This is a genomic window from Streptomyces sp. NRRL B-24484 (assembly GCF_000717715.1).
Classification (GTDB): domain Bacteria; phylum Actinomycetota; class Actinomycetes; order Streptomycetales; family Streptomycetaceae; genus Kitasatospora.
Genome location: NZ_JOAI01000075.1, coordinates 1 through 16,736, shown reverse-complemented (window position 1 = coordinate 16,736; position 16,736 = coordinate 1). Strand labels below are relative to the sequence as shown.

Below are 16,736 nucleotides of genomic sequence, written 5' to 3'. Positions count from 1 at the left end.
CCGGTGTCGAAGACGGGGATATCCCGGGGCCGCCGGCGGCCCCACACCGCTGGGAGGCCCCGGGACGCCGCCGCCCCGGTCCATGGCCGTGCGGGCCTTTCCGACCGGCTCAAAGCTAGAACTGCTGACGAAATGAGGTGAAGGATGCCGTCCGACCGGCGAGGATCTCTCAGTACTCGCCGATGAAAGGGCAGCTATGGACGACAACCCTCCGAGGGAACTCGTCTGCCTCGCTGATGACGAGGGGAACAGCGTCACCGTCAACGTTCTGGGACGTAAGGCAGGTGGACTGCTGGCCTCGATGCCGAGATCGTCGTCAAGACGCCCTTCGTCTCCGGCCGCATCGACCTGGCGTTGTACGTGTCGAGGCTGGAAGGCTGGGCGAACGCGCTGGACAGGCTCGACGCCGGCGAAGACGTCGCCTGGATGGAGATGAGCAGCGGGCCGTCCATCTTCATCCAACTCACTGGCGAGCGTGACTGCCCGGAGGTGGTCGTGGAGGACGAGTCGGGGGCCATGGTCACTGTGCGGGTCCCGCTCGTTCCGCCGGACAACTGGATTCCCGACCATCGGCAACGCCTGCACCAGGTGATGAACCACTGGGTGCCGATGCTGTCAGGGTAGAGAGACAAGCCGCCGCCAGCAGATGAGCGCGCAGCCGAGGGGCAGGAAGGCTTCGTGGATGTCGTCGCGGATCTCCCACCGGATCCGCAGCCGACGAAACCAGTGCAGATGGGCGAACGCGCGCTCCACGAGCCAGCGTTGGGTCCGAGTCCAGAGCCGTGCTCGGTGCCGCGTCGGGCAATCACCGGCTTCACGCCGAGGGTCCGGACGAGGCGGCGGTACTTGTCGTGGTCTTGACCGAGCGCTGCCTCGTCCCCGGGGGTCCCCCGGCCGGTGTCCGGCCGGGGGACCCCCGGGGTGGTGGGTGTCGGTCAGCGGGTGGGGCCGCCTGCGCCATGGGCCGCTCGGCTGCGTGTCAGCGGGCGGAGTCCGATGGTGATCACCCCGGGTCGGCGGGTCAGTGCTGCAGGGTGAGGACGCCGGGCCGGTACGGCAGCTGGTCGTAGGGGCCGCTCGCGGTGGGGGACTTGCCCTGGTAGAGGAACTGGAGGTTGCAGGGGTCGATGGTCATGGTCTGGTCGGGGTTGGTGCGGACGAGGTCGCCGTGGCTGATGTCGTTGGTCCAGGTGGCGCCGCTGTTGGCCTTGCCCGCGAAGGGGTTGCTCTCGGTGGCGGCCTGCGGGGTCCAGGTGCCGCTGAGGCTGGTGGCGGTGAAGGAGCGGAAGTAGCGCTGCTCGTTCGCACCCCGCGCCTCGACGATCATGAGGTACTGGTTCCTTCCCGATCGGCATGCTCGCCCGGTAGATGCTGCCGTTGTCGCCGGCGAAGAACAGGTACATGTTCTGGTCGTCGGCGATCAGGGTCTGGTCGATCGGGGCGGCGCCGGGGATGCTGCCGGTGAACAGGGGCTGCGGCGCGGACCAGCCGTTGGGGTTGGTCGGGTCGAAGTAGAACAGCGTGGGCGCCACCGCGGCCTGGCCCATCCCGCTCTGCCCGGCGGACGCCATGTCCGACCAGTTGGTGAACGGGCTGAACATCATCGACCCGTACGACGAGCCGTTGACGTTGGACGCGTAGACCAGGTGCTTGCCGTTGTAGACCACGTCGGTGAAGTCCTTCACCGACGCCCACCCGTTCGCCGGCTGCGCGAGCGCCCCGGTCGAGGTCCAGCGGTACGTCGAGGGAAGGGCGCACGTCCCGGTCGGGGGAGTGGTCGGGGTGGACGACAGGCCGGTCCACTGTTGGTTGCTGCGGCCGTTGCACGTCCAGATCTCCACGGCCGTGCCGTTGGCCGTGCCCGAGCCGGTGACGTCCAGGCACAGCCCGGACTCGACGCCGACGATCGTGCCGTCGGCGTTGACCTTCCACTGCTGGTTCGCGCTGCCGCTGCAGGTCCAGATCTGCACCCGGGTACCGGCCGTCGTGGCGTGGCCGGGAACATCCAGGCACTTGTTGCCGTAGACGGTCAGCTGGCCGCTGTCGGTCGCCGTCCAGAGCTGGTTGGCGCCGTTCCAGCATTCGTAGATCTGCACCGATGCGCCGTCGCTCTGGCTGGCGTTCGCCACGTCGAGACACCGGCCGGACCCCACGCCGCGCAGGGTGCCGGTGGTGGCCGCCTGGGCCGGGTTGGCGACGAGCATCGTTGTCAAGGCCGCCACGGCCGCAAGCAGTGCTGTGAACAGCACGGTCAGCCGACGGCGGCTGGAACGTCGTCTGCGCACGGAAACCTCCTGAGAGTACGGATATCTGCCACACGGCTTCTGTTAGCGCTAACATGCGCGGCCGCCGTGAGCGCGCGCACGCCAATGCACGTCAGTGCCCTGGGTGGTGTCGGGTTTCGTGGTCCTCATCGGGCGGCTGCGGCGACATCGCCCCAGCGGCTGGGCTCACCCGGGGTTCCAGTGCTGGCTGGCGGCGCCGCTGGCGTCCCGTGCCTGGAGCGCGATGCCGTTGCGGAGACGGGTTGTTCCGTTGAGCCGTGGCATGACGGATCGTTCTCCTTGGCTGGGGACGCGGCACCGGCGGGAGAGGCTGGACGTGCCGGCGGTCGTGCGGGCACGTGCGTTCCGCCGGGTGGCGCGCAAAGCGGGTGGGAGTGGCTCAGGGGAAGGGTGGACGCCGGGCCCCGAGCACTCCTGTTAGCGTTAACAATTTTTCTGCAAAGAAAGCCTCTCCAGGCTTGCCTCGGTGAAATCTGTATCAGGCGTTGCGAGTTGTCAATACTCCGCGCAGCTGTCCACCCGAAGCCGGGGCGACCGCCCGACAGCCAGGGACCGTCGAGGGGCACCAGGTCGTCGGAGGCTGCCGGTCCCTCCCTCCGTGCCTTCGCTACGCGGTAGTTGACGCCGATGACCGACTGGCACGAGTATCGTTGGCGTTTCATCCGTGGTGGCGCCGGAACCTTCTCACGCTCATGCAATCGACGGAGAGGTCCCATGCCCCGATCCCGCTCGTTCGTGTCCAGGCTCATCGGCGTCATCGCCGCGGGCGCTACAGCGGTCCGCCGCGACATCCACCACGGCAAGGTGCGGTCGGCCCAGCCCTATCGGGCGATCACCGACACCGGAAGCGTGCTGCACCTCGCCTACTGGCCCGGCATCCGCTCACTCGCCCCCACCGCCTGGACCACCGCGTTGCGCACCGGTGACGACACCGCACGCAAGAACGGCCTGCACGATCTTGTGGCCGGTACCTGGGAGCTCGGCCCCTGGACCTGGCAGCACACTGTCGTGCGGGCGCGCTTCGAGCCGGGGGAGACCTTCTGCCTGCATGACTTCCAGGACCCGGTGACGGCCCGGCCGTTGCGCTTGTATGTGAACTTCGAGCGGCCGGTGGTCCGGACCGGTGCCGGGATCGACACGCTGGGTCGACGGGTTCTGCAGGCTGTACTGCGACCAGCAGGGGACCCGAGTCTGCCGTGTCCGCTGACACTGGGGGAACTCGTCCTCACCGGCCGGGCCGGCACCCGTCTTGCAGCCAACTGCCGAACCAGCACCCAGGCCATCGCCGCCATCCGCAACGGGAAACGCCACCGCGTGTCCATACTTCGAGCGCATCCACCACCTCCGGTCCCGCCTGGCGGCTACCACCCCGCGCATCCAAGGCACCCGAAGGAGCAGACGCCGCCCGCGCTCGCGCATGCTGCTGTGCCAACACGCGTCCGACCCGGACGCCTTTGGCAACGCAGGGCACACCTACAGCCAGGCAGTCGCATGCGGCCGGCGGCCACGCGACCGTCGGTGAGGGCTGCGCTGCAGCCGAGCGGGGCGGCAGCACGCAACGGGTAACAACCCCGGAACTGGGGGTTTCCCAACCCCGGACGGGGCGTGACGCACCGGCATGGGTAACTACGTGATCATCGTTCCCGGAACCATTCAGAGGCCGATGGACCCCTCGGCACGCCGGGCCCTGCTGGCTGTCGTCCATGGGGCCGATCCGGAGGAGGTCGGCGGCCAGGTGCCCGACCTGGATGTGCTGACCCTGGACGAGCCCGATGGCACCTTCGTGCTGCGGCTGGAAGTCCAGGCCGCCGACCGGACCGCTGCCGGCCGGGGTTTGCGGCGAAGAGCTACCGGATCAGGAGCTGGGGCGACTGGCTTCTTCTCCATGCCGTGGGCGCTGATGTGATACAGGCCCGGTTCGGGGAGAGTGACGAGCGCCGCCAGGCCGTCGCCGTCCGAGGGCAGCCGCGGCCGTGCCAAGGTTGCGCCGCTGTCGGTGTCGACGATCTCGCAACTCATGCCGGTTGGGCGGTTACGTCTGGTGAGCCGCAGCTGCCACGGCCTGCCGGCGGTGACGCCGGTGTCCGGAAGATCGAGGCCGAGCTGGCCCGGCGCCATGGGCGGGGCGATATGCGGTTCGCTCGGTCAGTACGCCGAAGACGTACTCCAAGGTGTGATCGTCCTTGGCCGGCGGCGCGTGTTGCAGCGCCATTGGGGTGGGTTTGCCAGCGCCGCTGCTCGTAGCGTCACGGTAGACGGTGCCATCGCCCTGGCGGTCCCACCACTGCGGCATGCCGTGTGCGTTGAGGGCCAGGAGGCCGTCGGTGTGGGTGCGGAAAGCCTTGTGCTGTGGGTGGATAACGCCGTCCCCAAGCCGGACGCTTTGCACGGTCGGCTGGGCTGTGCGGTACACGGCCCGATGATCGGGCAGCCCCGGCAGTTCCTTGGAGCGCATCTTCTCCTGGAAGCGGGCGACCGCCTTGGCCGGGCCCGTCCCATGAAATAGAACCAATGTTCAAGACTTCTGATGTAGCGTCAGTTCTCTTCGCGCGTGCGTGCGGAAGCGTCTTGGGGGAGGGATGCGAGTGCGTATTCGACGCGCTCTGGTGGCGCTTGCCACCACCAGCATGTGGCGGCGATGACGGCCGCCGCACCGATGGCGTCGGCCGGCCTGATGACCGACGAGCAGTTCGCCAAGCTCAGCCTCGCGGAGCAGACGGAGATCCTCACACCGCTGCGCAGGGTCGCCGACGCCGTGGGGGAGCAGGGCCGCAGTGCCCACGCGGACGTGTACGGCTCGCTGTCGATCGATGTGACCACACGCTCGGTGACGCTCTTCGCCACCGACACCGCGCAGGCGACCCGACTACTGAAGGACGCGAAGGCGCAGCACCCAGGCATCGACACGTCCCTGGTGAGGGTCGTCTGGGGCGAGCACACCCGCAAGGAGCTGGACGCGGCCCGCGACGCCATCATGGCGGACGTCCAGAACAAGAAGATCACTTATCCGGTGTTCTCGGTGTCGGTGAAGGCCGATGCCTCTGGGCTCAACGTGGCCACCGACCCGACCACCGCAGCAACCCCTACAGCCGCACAAGCCGCGCACGCTCAGCTTCGGGAAGCTGTGAAGAAGACGCAGCCCGCCCGTGCAGCCAAGAGCGCCGGCACCACGGCACAGGCGGATGCTGGCGCCGCTGCGGAGGTGCCCGTCTCCCTCGCGCAGGGGCAGGGGCAGGGGCAGGGGCAGATCAAGAACCTGACGTGGAGGTGGAACGACTCGCGGCCCTTCATCGGCGGGGACTACGTCGGCATCACCAACCACAGGTGCACCACCAGTGCCGCCGCATACATGGGGACAGGGGATTGGATCCTCACCGCCGCGCACTGCTTCCCCGAGGGGCAGAACGTGTACGGCAACGCCTCCACCTACGGCGACCTGCGCTACTTCACCGCGGGCAACTACACGGGCAGGGTCACCGACGTCCATCCCGAATGGGACATGGAGGCCATCTACACCGGCACGAGCGGTGGCGCCGGCTCCAACTCCGACGAGGCCGACCAGCCCTACGGGCAGTGGTACCCGGTGATCGGCGTCCAGTACTCCTACAACGGCGACTGGGTCTGCCAGGACGGCATCACCGCCTACTACACGGGCAACGGCGTCCCCTGCGGAATCAAGGTCTCCGACGAGGACACCACCTGGACCAGCGACGCGTACTGGTGGGACGGTGCCCGGCACACCGCCCGAGGTGTGTGTGGCTACGCCTCCGGGTACGGCGCCGACCACGGAGACAGCGGCGCGCTGGTCTTCACCGTCGACGGCAACGGCCGCCAGGCCCGGGGCAGCATCTCGGGCGGCTCGGACATCCACCACATCTGCTGGACGGAGACGAAGGACTACCTCAAGGCAGCCGGCCTTTTCCTCTCCCCCTACCCGTAGGGGCGCCTGGAGGGGCAGCACCGAACCGGTGCTGCCCCTGCGGCGTCCTAGGGTTGGTCCATCACCCCGAAGGAGCCCGTTGTGCGAATCTCCCGGCCCGCCGCGGCCTGCGCCGCAGTTGCGCTAGCCGTCGCCGTGTTGTCCGCCTGCGGAAGCGCGACCCAGACTCCCGCAGTCCCCTCCAGCCGGCCCACCGCCACGTCCTCCCTTCCTCCCCACGTCGACGCGCTCACCTACACTGCGCTGCAGAACCTCGAATCGGCACTGGGCGAACAGGGCCGCGGCCCGTTCAAGGCCGTGTTCGGATCCCTGGAGCTGGACGCACAGGCCGGCAAGGTGAAGATCTACGCCACCGACGAGGCCAAGGCCCGCGACCTCATTGCCGCAGCCGCAGCCACCCACCCCGGCATCGAGACCAAACGCGCCGAGGTGGCGAAGTGCCGCTACGCGCGCGTGGACATCGACCCGGTCATCGAGAAGATCGGGAACGCGGCGCAGGCCGGAACGCTCCCGGTGCAGGTCTTTGCCGCCCAGATGGCACCGGGCGCCGCGGGCGTTCAGGTGCAAACCACCAAGGAGGGGACCGACTCCCAGAAGCTCAAAGCCGCGCTGGAGGGCATGGCCGGGAGCATCCCGGTGACCCTGGTGGAAGGACGGGAAATCCACGGCCTCGACGGAACCAACCAGCCCCCTCCCTCCACCCCCGTCCCGTAAGCACCGTGGCGTCGGCCGGCGCATCCTCGGGGACAGGTCGACGTCCTAGCGTGTGCCGACCGAGTCAGGGCCCGAGCGTGGTGATGCATTGTCATCTCCGGCGGCATCCGGGCTCTCGCCGCTCTCCGCCTTTGGGATTGGCGGCGATCCGGTCGGTCGGATCAGGGTGCCGTCGACGATCACGAAGTCGTCCTCGCCCAGGCCCACCAGCGCCTCGCGCACACCCGGGGCCCATGCGGCCAGAAGCTCGAGGGTCTCGTCGACGTACCGCCCGGGGGTCGTCTCCGAGACCCCGAAGCCGGCTCCGACCTGCGTAAGCGTCTCGTTCTTCCGCAGATGGGCCAGGGTGAGCAGAGTCTGCTTGAAGCAGCTCAAGCGCCGCCAACGCGAACGCAGTTCACGCCTTCGGGGGTAGATCAGCCACGAGACGTGCTCAACGAACTCGTGCGGGACGTCGAGCATGGCAGGACACGGAACCAAGCGAGGTTCCTCGGTCAGAGCGTGGTGCGTAGAGAACGCCAGCGCAACGACCAGGAGCCTCGCCCTGTTACTCCACCCCGCTGACCAGCCATTTCACCCTGCCGAGACAGGATGAAAGAGGTTCACTGGCGCTACCACCAGCAACGCGAACACCTACGCGTCCACACCATCCGCTACCGCGGCCTACTCACCCTTGCCGCATGCCAACAGCCCGGGAGCAAGGACTGCCTGCGGCGTTAGTGTTTCCGGGACAGCCATACGGCACGCTGCACCCCTGGGGACGAAACAGTATGGGACACGGAGCGCGGAAGCAGTTGGCGGAGCTGCTCGGCGACGCACAGCGGCGCGGGGACTTCAGCACCCGTATTGAGATGTCGGCCAGCGCGCTGCGCATCGAGGTCGACGGGGTGGGGGAACTGCCGCTGCCGCTGCGTGCCCCGGTCACCAAGAAACTGATCGCGCAGGCCCGGCAGGCATCCTTCGGCCGGGGCGAGCAGACCCTGTCCGACACCAGCGTCCGCGACACCTGGGAGATCACCCCGGACCGCATCACGCTCGGCGGCACTGACTGGGACCGCACCCTGGACGGCGTCCTCGACGGTGTCCGTACCGCGCTCGGTCTGCCGCCCACCACCGTCCTGCGTGCCGAGCCGCACGCACTGCTCGTCTACGGCAAGGGCCAGTTCTTCCTGCCGCACCAGGACTCCGAGAAGGACGACTCCATGGTGGGCACCCTGGTCGTCTCGCTGCCCTCGCATCACACCGGCGGTGAACTCGTCGTCTCGCACGCCGGCCGCAGCGTCGTCCACCAGACGTCCCGGGAGAAGCTGACCTTCGCCGCCTTCTACGCGGACTGCCTGCACGAGGTCAAGCCCGTCAAGTCCGGCTACCGCGTCACCCTCACCATGAACCTCCTCGCTGAACGCATCCGCCCGGCCGGCGAAGACGACGGGGACTCGGTCCCCGACCTGGCCCACTGCCTGACCGAACACTTCACCAAGCCGGCCGAAGAGCGCTACGCCTACGGCCGCCAGAAGGCCGTGCCCCCGAACCGCCTCGTGTACCTCCTCGACCACGAGTACACCCAGCGCGGCCTGGATTGGGACCGCCTCAAGGGAGCCGACGCCACCCGCACCACCCTGCTCCGCCAGGCCGCCGCAGAGGCGGACTGCGAAGCGGTCCTCGCGTTGGCCGAGGTGAAGGAGACCTGGGACGCGCATGCTCCGTACGATCGCTACGACTACTACGGCGAGGTCGAGCACTACGACGACTGCGAGGACGAGGAGTGCGAGGGTGAATGCCTCCTGGACCCCGACGGGGAACCCGGTACCGAGCGCCGCCGCAGCGGCGACTTCTCGAACTACGAACTGAACGAGCTGATCGACGACGAGATCACGCTGAGCTGGTGGACCCGCCCGGACGGCACCGGCGGTGAGCAGATCAACCTGCCCGTCGCGTACGCCGAGGTGTGCGCCACCACCGAGAACAAGGACCTGCCGCCCTACCAGTCCGAGTACGAGGGCTACATGGGCAACTACGGCAACACCCTCGACCGCTGGTACCGGCGGGCCGCCGTGGTCCTGTGGCCCCGGCAGCGCTCGTTCACGGCCCGCGCCGAGGCTGGCTCCGAGGGCGCACTGCGGGAACTTCAAGGCCACCTGGATGCCGGAGACCTCGACCAGGCGCGCACGCTCGCCCGGTCGCTCGCCCCGTTCTGGAGGCACCACGGTTCGGGCGAGGCGGCCGCGGGGCTCCTCGCCGCCGCCCTGCCCGTCGCGGTGGGACTTCGGGAAGCGGACACTGCCACGATGCTCCTCTCGCCTTTCGGGGTGGAGACCCTGGGCGAGCGGCACGCCCCGGGTCTCGCGGCAGCGGCCGCGCGGTACGGACGGACGTGGGCCCGCGGGGCCGTCAGCAGCTGGTTCGGCACAGTTGGCGCGTACACCGGGGCCGACCGCGCGGCGTGGCTCGAATCGCTGCCCGGCCTGTGCACCGCGCTGCAGGCCGCCGACGGCGATGGGGACGCGATGTCCTCGCCGCTGGCCGAGGGCGCCTGGCAAGCAGTCGAGCAGCAGCTCACCAGCTGGCTCGGCATCGGCCGCGAGAAGGAGCGCCGCACAGGAATGGAGGGGCTCGGCGCATCAATGGCCCGCGTCCTGCAGGCGGCAGGGCCCGAGACCGCCGACACCATCGCCGCCACGCTGCGCGGCCTGCCGGACACCGCCCTGGAATGCCTGCTCCCCGCCCTGCGCACAGCGGCCCGCCACCAGACAACCGTCCACGATGGCGCACCCGCCGCCCGCGCCTTCCAGACCCTCGCCGACCACTGCGAGGACCGGCTCACCGCAGCCCTCACCCGCCCGGTGCGCGCGGCCGACGACTGGTCCCTCACCCCGGCCGGGGCATGCCGGACTGTCTGCGGACTCTGCCCCGACTTGGACGCCTTCCTCACCTCCCGTACCCGCCACGTCATGGAGTGGCCGCTCGCGAAGGACGGACGCCGCCACCTCCACAGCCGCATCGACCAGGCCGGCCTGCCCGTCTCCCACACCACCCGGCGCCAGGGACGTCCCTACGTCCTGGTCCTGACCAAGACGAAAGCCGTCTTCACCCGCGAACAGGCGGCCCGCACCCGCGCCGAGACCGACCTGGCGTGGCTGCGGGACAAATGGCCCCGGGCGCGCGGCTGAGGGTGGCTGTTGGGCCCAAGGCGCTCTCGACAGGAGCCAGGCCCTGGCCAACACTGAGCGGTGTGGGGGACAGCGCTATGTGGGTCGCGGCTTTGACCGGTGGCACAGCTGTGTTCGCGAGCTGGGTAACCAATCTGGGGAACGTGCGGGCTGCGCGGGTCCAGGCTGAATCGTCGGTATAGGCCCAGCACCGGGAGCGGGTGCGGGAGCTGCGGCGGGCTGCGTACCTGGAGCTGATGGATCGTGCCCACGTCACGGGCGAGTTGTACCGAAGGGTTGGGGACGCATTCCATCAGATCCCGGATCCAGACCAGCAACTGGCGCGCCTGGAACACCTGCGCTCCGAGTTGCGTGAAGCCTACGACCCTCTCACGCACAGCGTCCGTGTCGTTGTCTTGGAAGGGCCGTCCGCTACAGCCGAAGCTGCCCAGGCCGTCCTCAATGCGGCGCAAATGGCCAACCGGCACCTGTGGCGCCTCACCTGCGGTGACGCCGACGCCCGCGATCGGTTCGACGCGGCGCAGAGCGCCTACCTGCAGTGTCTGGGACGATTTGTTGATGCGGCGCGCACGGCCGTTGAGGCATCCTGACCACACATGTGCGGGCCTGTCCAGCCGATCCCGAGCAGTACGCCCACAAGCAGTCGCCGATACCAAGTCGCTCGCCGGGGCACACCTGGCGTATCGCGGTGCTCCCTCACCGGGCGGTGTCGGGCGGGCGTCCGGCCCTAGGCAGTGTCCTGGCGATCACGAGCGGAGCCAGATGATGAGCGCGGCTGTGGTGACCGTTCCGAGGTGGACGTATCCGCGCTTGTCGAACCTGGTGGCGACCGCGCGGAAGGTCTTCAGCTTGTTGATCGCCCGCTCGACGGTGTTGCGCTTCTTGTAGCGCTCCTTGTCGAAGCCGGGCGGTCGACCGCCGGCTTTCCCGCGTCGGATCCGGTTGGCGGCTTGGTCGGCCTTCTCCGGGATGACGTGCCGGATTCCGCGTCTGCGCAGGTAGCGGCGGGTCCGGCGATTGCTGTAGCCCTTGTCTGCGCTGACACTGTCCGGCTTCGTGCGGGGCCGCCCGGTCGTCGCCCTCGGCACGCGGATCTTCTCCATGACCGACTCGAACTGGGTGCAGTCGGCACGTTGTCCGGGCGTGATGACCAGCGACAGCACCCGGCAGCGGCCGTCTGCACTCAGGTGGATCTTGGTGGTGAAGCCGCCGCGCGAGCGGCCGAGCGCCTCACCTCCCGCACCACCTCCGCCAGCAGGTCGATCAGTTGCGCCCGGATCCGAGCGGCTTTGACCACTGCGGAGAAGCCCCTTTTGAGGCCAGGCGGCGGAGCCTGCCGGATGGCGTCCCGTGGAGTGGTGTAGCAGGGATCTTGGTGTAACCCCTGGTCATGAAGGAGCCATCGCGCAACTCTCCGAGCAGGAAGGTTCGTTGAGTGAGGGGTGCGCGATGGCCTTGTCCCAGCCTGACCTACTCCGCCTCATGGAGTCGCTGCGTACGGCGGACGGAATCGAGTTGATCAGGGCTGTCGCCCAGCGGATGCTCCAGGAGCTGATCGAGGCCGAGGCCACCGCCCGGATCGGCGTCGACCAGGCGCTCTACGCGGTCATCATGGAGGCCTACGTCCTGGGCGTGTCCACCCGCTCGGTCGACGACCTGGTCAAGGCCCTCGGCGCGGACACCGACATCTCCAAGAGCGAGGTCTCCCGGATCTGCGCCGACCTGGACGAACAGCTCACCGCCTTCCGCGACCGCCCCCTGGGCCACACCCGCTTCCCCTACGTCTACTTGGACGCGGCCTACTGCAAGGCGCGGGTGAACCACCAAATCGTCTCCGGGCCGTGGTGGTCGCCACCGGCATCACCGAGGACGGCGGCCGGGAAGTGCTCGGCCTGATGGTGGGCGACAGCGAGACCGAGATGTTCCGGACCGAGGTCCTGCGCTCGTTGCGCGAACGCGGGCTGACCGGGGTCCGGCTGGTCATCGGCGATCACCACAGCGGTCTGGTCAAGGCGATCCGCAAGGTCATGCTCGGCGCCGCCTACCAGCGCTGTCGCGTTCACTTCCTGAGGAACGCCTTCGCGGTGATCCCGAAGGAGGCCGGTGAGATGGTGGCCGCGACGATCCGCACGATCTTCGCCCAGCCGGCAGAGGCCGCGGTCCGGGCCCAGCTGGACACCGTCGCCGAGATGCTGGGCAAGCAGTTCCCCAAGGTCAAAGCGATGCTGCTGGAGGCCAAGGACGACCTGACCGCCTTCGCGGCCTTCCCCGAGCGACATTGGAAGAAGAGGAACGGATCAACCGCGAGATCGAACGCCGCACCGATGTCGTCCAGGTCTTCCCCAACGACGACGCGCTCCTGCGGCTGGTCACCGCCGTGCTGTTCGAGATGCACGACGAATGGATCGCCTTCCCTCGCCGCTACCTGCCTGAGGCCAGCATGGACCAGATCTACCCCGGCGAGCGCACCCGCGACGAACTCCCGCCGGTTTCATGACTGTTGGCGCACGACCACTACACCACTTCACGGGACACGACCCTACGACGGCGACGACGGCTTCGAATGGTCCGGGAGCCTGAAGCAGTACCAGCGGGAGATCGCAGGGAAGGCGCTGTGGTGGTGGGCGAACAGGCCGGATGGCACCGGACGACTGCAGGCGGCCTTCGCGCACAGTCATGGCGGGACGGTGTTGCTGTGGGCTGCCGCGCACCGGGGGTTGGAGACGGACCTCATGGTGGCGCTCGCGTGCCCGGACTACGCGTGGAACAACGCGGAGTACGCGGCCATATGCCAACTGGTCCCGGCCATTGTCTCGGTCCGGGCGCAGCACGACCCGGTGCTGTTGGCTGATCGGCTGATGCCGCTGCACAACGGCCGGCGGCAGAAGGGGAACGCACTGACCGGCGTGTACGGCGAGGTGATAAAGGGCGCCGGGCACTCGCATGTCCACGAAGCCGCACTATGGGACCGGAAGGGAATCGCGAATCGCGTCCTCGCCGCAGCGGAGGATCTCGGCTGGTCTCCCTGAAGATCATCAGCGGCCCGATCGGGGCTCCGCCTCCCAGCACCTTCAGGCCGTGCAGAAAGCTGCGTACGCTCTCAAGCCGGACTCGGTCCGGGCCTACAGCGAGGCGATCAAAGCGGTGGAGGCCGCCGCCCACGCGACCCTGAAGCCGAAGCACGCCACTGCGACGCTCGGCACAATGCTCGGCGAGCTTCGCCAGGTACGGAACAAGGTCAGCGTGCCGACCGCCGGGCGGAGCGGCACCGGATCCTCGATCCTGGTGGCGACGGTCGGGTTCTCTTCGGCAGCCAGCCACGCACCCCGGCCACCGCCGTGCCGACCAGGACCTTCAGCAGCCGCGGGAAGGACTGCGGAGGTCGGCATGGAGGGCCTGAGTAGCATGTGGCCCACTGTCGAAGGGGGCGTGATCATGGGGGGCGACGTGACGGGGGCCGCGGGTTTCGGGTGCGCGGCGTGTTGCGCCGAGGACGCCGTGGTGGCGCGGGCGCATCACCAGAGTCACACCGGGGTCCGGGTCGAGAGGATGATTCAGGACGACTCGCACTTCATCGTCTCCGTTCAGCGCTGCGGCCTCTGTTCGCAGGCCTTTGTGAGCGTTTTCACCGAGTACGTCGACTGGGTCGCCTCACGGGATGCGCAGTACCGGACCGTGCTGCCGATCACGGACGCCGAGGCGGACGACCTGATGGCGGGGCGGTTGAGCCCGCACCGGGCCGGGGCCCTCGGATACGGCCGCCGCCATCTGCAGAGCGACTGGCCGAGCGGGGCCGACGAGCCGTCCGTGTACTGGGACAGCGGCGTCTTTGAGGTGCGCGAGGGGTACTGACCCGGCGGCCCCTTGCTGGCCTTGTCGGTCGGGCGCCGTTGTTTCGCCGCCGGACGCCGGGGGAGAAGGGCCCGGCGGGGGCGACAGGCTCGGTAGCTTGCCGCCCTGGCCGGTGTCCGGCACCCCTTCTATTCCCAGCGCATGCCGAGTTCGGTGAGCCGCTCCGCACGGGCGGCGGGAACGTTGGCGCGCCGGCTGCGGCTGTTGGCGATGAACAGGCCGAGGCTGATCTGCACGGTGGTGCAGCCGGCCAGCACCAGCCACTCCTTGTGCTTGCGCGGCACGTTCAGGTGCCCTTCCCGCTCCCGGAACTGCGCGGCCGCTGCCAGGTTCCGCTGCTCCTTCTCCGCGTGCGACACCTTCGGGGCCGGCCGCTGCTCGGCGGCCGGCGGCGTGAGGCCGAGGACGTGCTTGCACAGCCACTGCTGCGCCGGGCCCAGCTTGTCCCAGCCGACCTGCTGGGCGCGGCCCCACCCGGCGAGGTCTTCGCCCTGGACGGCGATGCTGCCGGGCACGGCGCCGGCCAGCGTCCCGCCGTTCTTCACGTGCCGCCAGGCCAGGGCGAAGCACCGCTGCCACTCCACCGACCAGGCCGGGCACCAGCCAGGGTCGATCGCGTCCAGGGCAGCCTTGCGGTCGGCGGTCAGCGCCCCGGCCCAGCTGAGTCCCTGCTCGCCGGCCTCGGCGCGGCGCTGGAGGGCCTCGGTGCGCCGCTGTGCGGTGCACAGGTTCTTCAGGATGTTCCCGACCGGCCGCAGGATGGTCCCGACCAGCCGCCCGCCCCACACCGCGTCCGCGGGCGGGCAGACGTGCCCGTGCTCGGCCGCGTACCCGGCTACCGCGGTCAGGTTGTCGGTGAAGGCCGTGTCGAAGGCCGACCAGACCATGCCCAGCTCGTCCAGCTCCTTCACCCGTTCCGGGTCAAGGACGTCGGCGGCCTTGTAGCGGCGCTGGTCGGCTACCCATACCCCCAGCCGGTGCCCGGACGGCGCGACGTAGGCGTACGGCACCTTCACGTCGCCGAACTTCTCCCGATAGGCCAGCAGCTCCTCCAGACCCCGCCGGAACTCGGCCCGCTCCGGCTCCAGTACTCGGGTGCGCACGAACGCCGCGATCACCGCCGGATCGCGCTGGGTGGAGAACTGCAGCAGCTGCGCCTGGCCGCCGGCGGAGCGGAACTCGTCCGGATCCCCGGTGTGCTTCGGCTCCCTCGGCGGCCGGGACTCGGACTGCGGCAGGGCCAGGCGCTCGACGGCGGCCGCGTCGTGCGAGCGCAGTGCCATGAGCAGTTTGCTCAGCCCGTCGTATGCCCGGGAGGTCAGCAGCTGGTCGCCGTTCTCGCCGGCGCCGAGCAGGACGGGCACCACGATGGCGGCCACCTTGCCGCTGCCCGGCTTCATCCGCAGCGCCCGGCCGACGGCCTGGACCAGGTCGACCATCGAGCCGCGCACGTCGGCGAAGAACACCGCGTTGCAGTCGAAGGTGTCCACACCCTCGGACAGCACCTTCACCGAGGCCAGGATGTACCACAGCAGCCACTGTGGACGGTCAGCGCAAGTTCCGCCGCCTGGTCACGAAGGAGGTACTCCTCATGGGTCTCGGGAGTTTGCCCACCGAGTTCGTCACGTTCCCACGCTGCCAATGCGGCCTCGGCTACAGCCCTGGGCAGTCGCATCGTGACCCGACCGACCTGGGCGTCGACATGCTCTCCGATCGCTGACAGTACCTTCGCGTCTTCCCGATACCGGAGGTACTGCTGCACCACCGCTGGTTCGAACGGCCGCAGACCTACGTCAGGAAGCACTGAGCCTTTTCAGGGCGGGCACCGATCGGGTGACGGCCGGACGGTCGGCGTGAGCGCATAACGAACGAGGCTCCCGGGCGGTTGAGCGAGATGTCTCATGTCTCAAGCAACCAGCCAGGGAGCCTCGTTGGTCACTTGTCCTGCCGCACTGGACCTGCCGCATGCGCTCGTTGAGTGGGTCACGATGCCGATCGTCACCCGGGAGGGTGACCGCCGGTGCAAGCTCCGGCCCGCCCAGCGAGCCCTGGTCGCGCTGGTGTACCTGCGCAAGCACGACACCCTCGCCCAGATCGCCGCCGGCTTCCGGATCAGCGTCGGCACCGCGCACGCCTACGTCCACCAGGTCACCGACCTGCTCGCCCGGAAGGCACCCGGCCTGACCCGGGCCCTGCGCGACGCCGACCCGGAGTACGTGCTGGTCGACGGCACCCTCGTGGAGTGCGACCGCGTCGGCGACAGCCGGGCCGACTACTCCGGAAAGCACCACCGCCACGGCGTGAACCTGCAGGTCATCACCGTCCCGACGGGCGGGCTCGTCTGGATCTCACGGGCGCTGCCTGGCCGCACCCACGATCTGACCGCCGCCCGCACCCACCGCATCGTGAGGACCTGCGTCCGGCTCCGCACCCCCGCCCTGGCCGACCTGGCGTACACCGGCGCCGGCGGAACGTTCGCTGTAGCCAAGAGGCGCCCGCCTCGCGGAGAACTCACAGCCGGGCAGAGATCGCTGAACCGAGCCCACGCCCGGCTCCGCTACCCCGTCGAACGCGGCGTGGCCACCGTGAAGCGCTGGAGGATCTTCCGACACGCACGCTGCAGTCCGAACTGGCTGACGTCAGCAGCCAAGGCGGTCCGCACCCTGGAGCTGCACCGCTGAAAAGGCTCCTTACCTTCGTGCGTGGGTTCGGTCCGGTCATTCGTACGATCGGGAGACCCAGGGGCGCCGGGTGTGGCTCAAAAAGCTCATGCCG

11 protein-coding genes and 5 pseudogenes are annotated in these 16,736 nt (G+C 69.1%); 11 read left to right on the top strand and 5 right to left on the bottom strand.

Annotated elements, in window-relative coordinates; all coding sequences use genetic code 11:
* Positions 1-297 precede the first annotated feature (297 nt).
* Positions 298-624 (top strand): annotated as a pseudogene (locus IE98_RS0139175) (DUF5959 family protein); the annotation flags it as partial.
* Positions 625-1,021: 397 nt separating this feature from the next.
* Here the strand turns inward: IE98_RS0139175 and IE98_RS43835 are convergent.
* Positions 1,022-2,285: pseudogene (locus tag IE98_RS43835) on the bottom strand (non-reducing end alpha-L-arabinofuranosidase family hydrolase).
* A gap of 714 nt (positions 2,286-2,999) precedes the next feature.
* Between IE98_RS43835 and IE98_RS49790 the strand changes: the two are divergent.
* Together IE98_RS49790 and IE98_RS0139160 are read left to right on the top strand one after the other, a co-directional pair.
* Positions 3,000-3,851, top strand: a complete 852-nt coding sequence (locus tag IE98_RS49790; RefSeq protein WP_159401204.1) for a hypothetical protein — start codon at positions 3,000-3,002, stop codon at positions 3,849-3,851.
* 52 nt (positions 3,852-3,903) lie between these two features.
* Complete coding sequence (locus IE98_RS0139160; RefSeq protein ID WP_052391543.1) at positions 3,904-4,191, top strand: hypothetical protein; 288 nt, start codon at positions 3,904-3,906, stop codon at positions 4,189-4,191.
* 126 nt (positions 4,192-4,317) lie between these two features.
* Here IE98_RS0139160 and IE98_RS49785 read toward each other — a convergent pair whose 3' ends face one another.
* Positions 4,318-4,740: a hypothetical protein gene (locus tag IE98_RS49785; RefSeq protein WP_159401203.1), complete on the bottom strand. Its 423-nt coding sequence runs from the start codon at positions 4,738-4,740 to the stop codon at positions 4,318-4,320.
* Between the two features lie 183 nt (positions 4,741-4,923).
* Here IE98_RS49785 and IE98_RS0139155 point away from each other — a divergent pair, with 183 nt between their 5' ends.
* Together IE98_RS0139155 and IE98_RS0139150 are read left to right on the top strand one after the other, a co-directional pair.
* A complete protein-coding gene (locus IE98_RS0139155) occupies positions 4,924-6,225 on the top strand; it encodes a hypothetical protein (protein ID WP_030277201.1) in 1,302 nt (433 codons plus the stop codon).
* A gap of 81 nt (positions 6,226-6,306) precedes the next feature.
* Entirely contained in the window at positions 6,307-6,939 is a 633-nt protein-coding gene (locus IE98_RS0139150; RefSeq protein ID WP_030277199.1) for a hypothetical protein, read from the top strand.
* Between the two features lie 147 nt (positions 6,940-7,086).
* Here the strand turns inward: IE98_RS0139150 and IE98_RS47370 are convergent.
* Positions 7,087-7,401 (bottom strand): annotated as a pseudogene (locus tag IE98_RS47370) (helix-turn-helix domain-containing protein); the annotation flags it as partial.
* 308 nt (positions 7,402-7,709) lie between these two features.
* Here IE98_RS47370 and IE98_RS0139140 point away from each other — a divergent pair.
* Both IE98_RS0139140 and IE98_RS43825 read left to right on the top strand, forming a co-directional pair.
* On the top strand, positions 7,710-10,109 hold the full coding sequence (locus IE98_RS0139140; RefSeq protein ID WP_030277196.1) for a 2OG-Fe(II) oxygenase: 2,400 nt from the start codon (positions 7,710-7,712) through the stop codon (positions 10,107-10,109).
* A gap of 200 nt (positions 10,110-10,309) precedes the next feature.
* Positions 10,310-10,699, top strand: coding sequence for a hypothetical protein (locus IE98_RS43825; RefSeq protein ID WP_234443862.1), 390 nt, complete (start codon positions 10,310-10,312; stop codon positions 10,697-10,699).
* Between the two features lie 156 nt (positions 10,700-10,855).
* On the opposite strand, the pseudogene IE98_RS0139130 reads toward IE98_RS43825, so the two are convergent.
* Positions 10,856-11,350 (bottom strand): annotated as a pseudogene (locus IE98_RS0139130) (IS5 family transposase); the annotation flags it as partial.
* 208 nt (positions 11,351-11,558) lie between these two features.
* On the opposite strand from IE98_RS0139130, the pseudogene IE98_RS43820 reads away from it, so the two are divergent.
* The 3 genes and pseudogenes from IE98_RS43820 (at position 11,559) to IE98_RS49780 (ending at position 13,961) form a co-directional block, all read left to right on the top strand.
* A pseudogene (locus IE98_RS43820) lies at positions 11,559-12,606 on the top strand (IS256 family transposase).
* 235 nt (positions 12,607-12,841) lie between these two features.
* The gene (locus tag IE98_RS0139120) at positions 12,842-13,138 is read left to right on the top strand and encodes a hypothetical protein (protein WP_159401202.1); all 297 of its coding nucleotides are present in this window, start codon (positions 12,842-12,844) and stop codon (positions 13,136-13,138) included.
* Positions 13,139-13,187: 49 nt separating this feature from the next.
* The gene (locus IE98_RS49780; RefSeq protein ID WP_159401201.1) at positions 13,188-13,961 is read left to right on the top strand and encodes a hypothetical protein; all 774 of its coding nucleotides are present in this window, start codon (positions 13,188-13,190) and stop codon (positions 13,959-13,961) included.
* Between the two features lie 128 nt (positions 13,962-14,089).
* On the opposite strand, the gene IE98_RS0139105 is transcribed toward IE98_RS49780, so the two are convergent.
* Entirely contained in the window at positions 14,090-15,472 is a 1,383-nt protein-coding gene (locus IE98_RS0139105) for a helicase associated domain-containing protein (RefSeq protein ID WP_106976832.1), read from the bottom strand.
* A gap of 420 nt (positions 15,473-15,892) precedes the next feature.
* Here IE98_RS0139105 and IE98_RS0139095 point away from each other — a divergent pair, with 420 nt between their 5' ends.
* The gene (locus IE98_RS0139095) at positions 15,893-16,642 is read left to right on the top strand and encodes an IS5/IS1182 family transposase (RefSeq protein WP_030277189.1); all 750 of its coding nucleotides are present in this window, start codon (positions 15,893-15,895) and stop codon (positions 16,640-16,642) included.
* Positions 16,643-16,736: the final 94 nt, after the last annotated feature.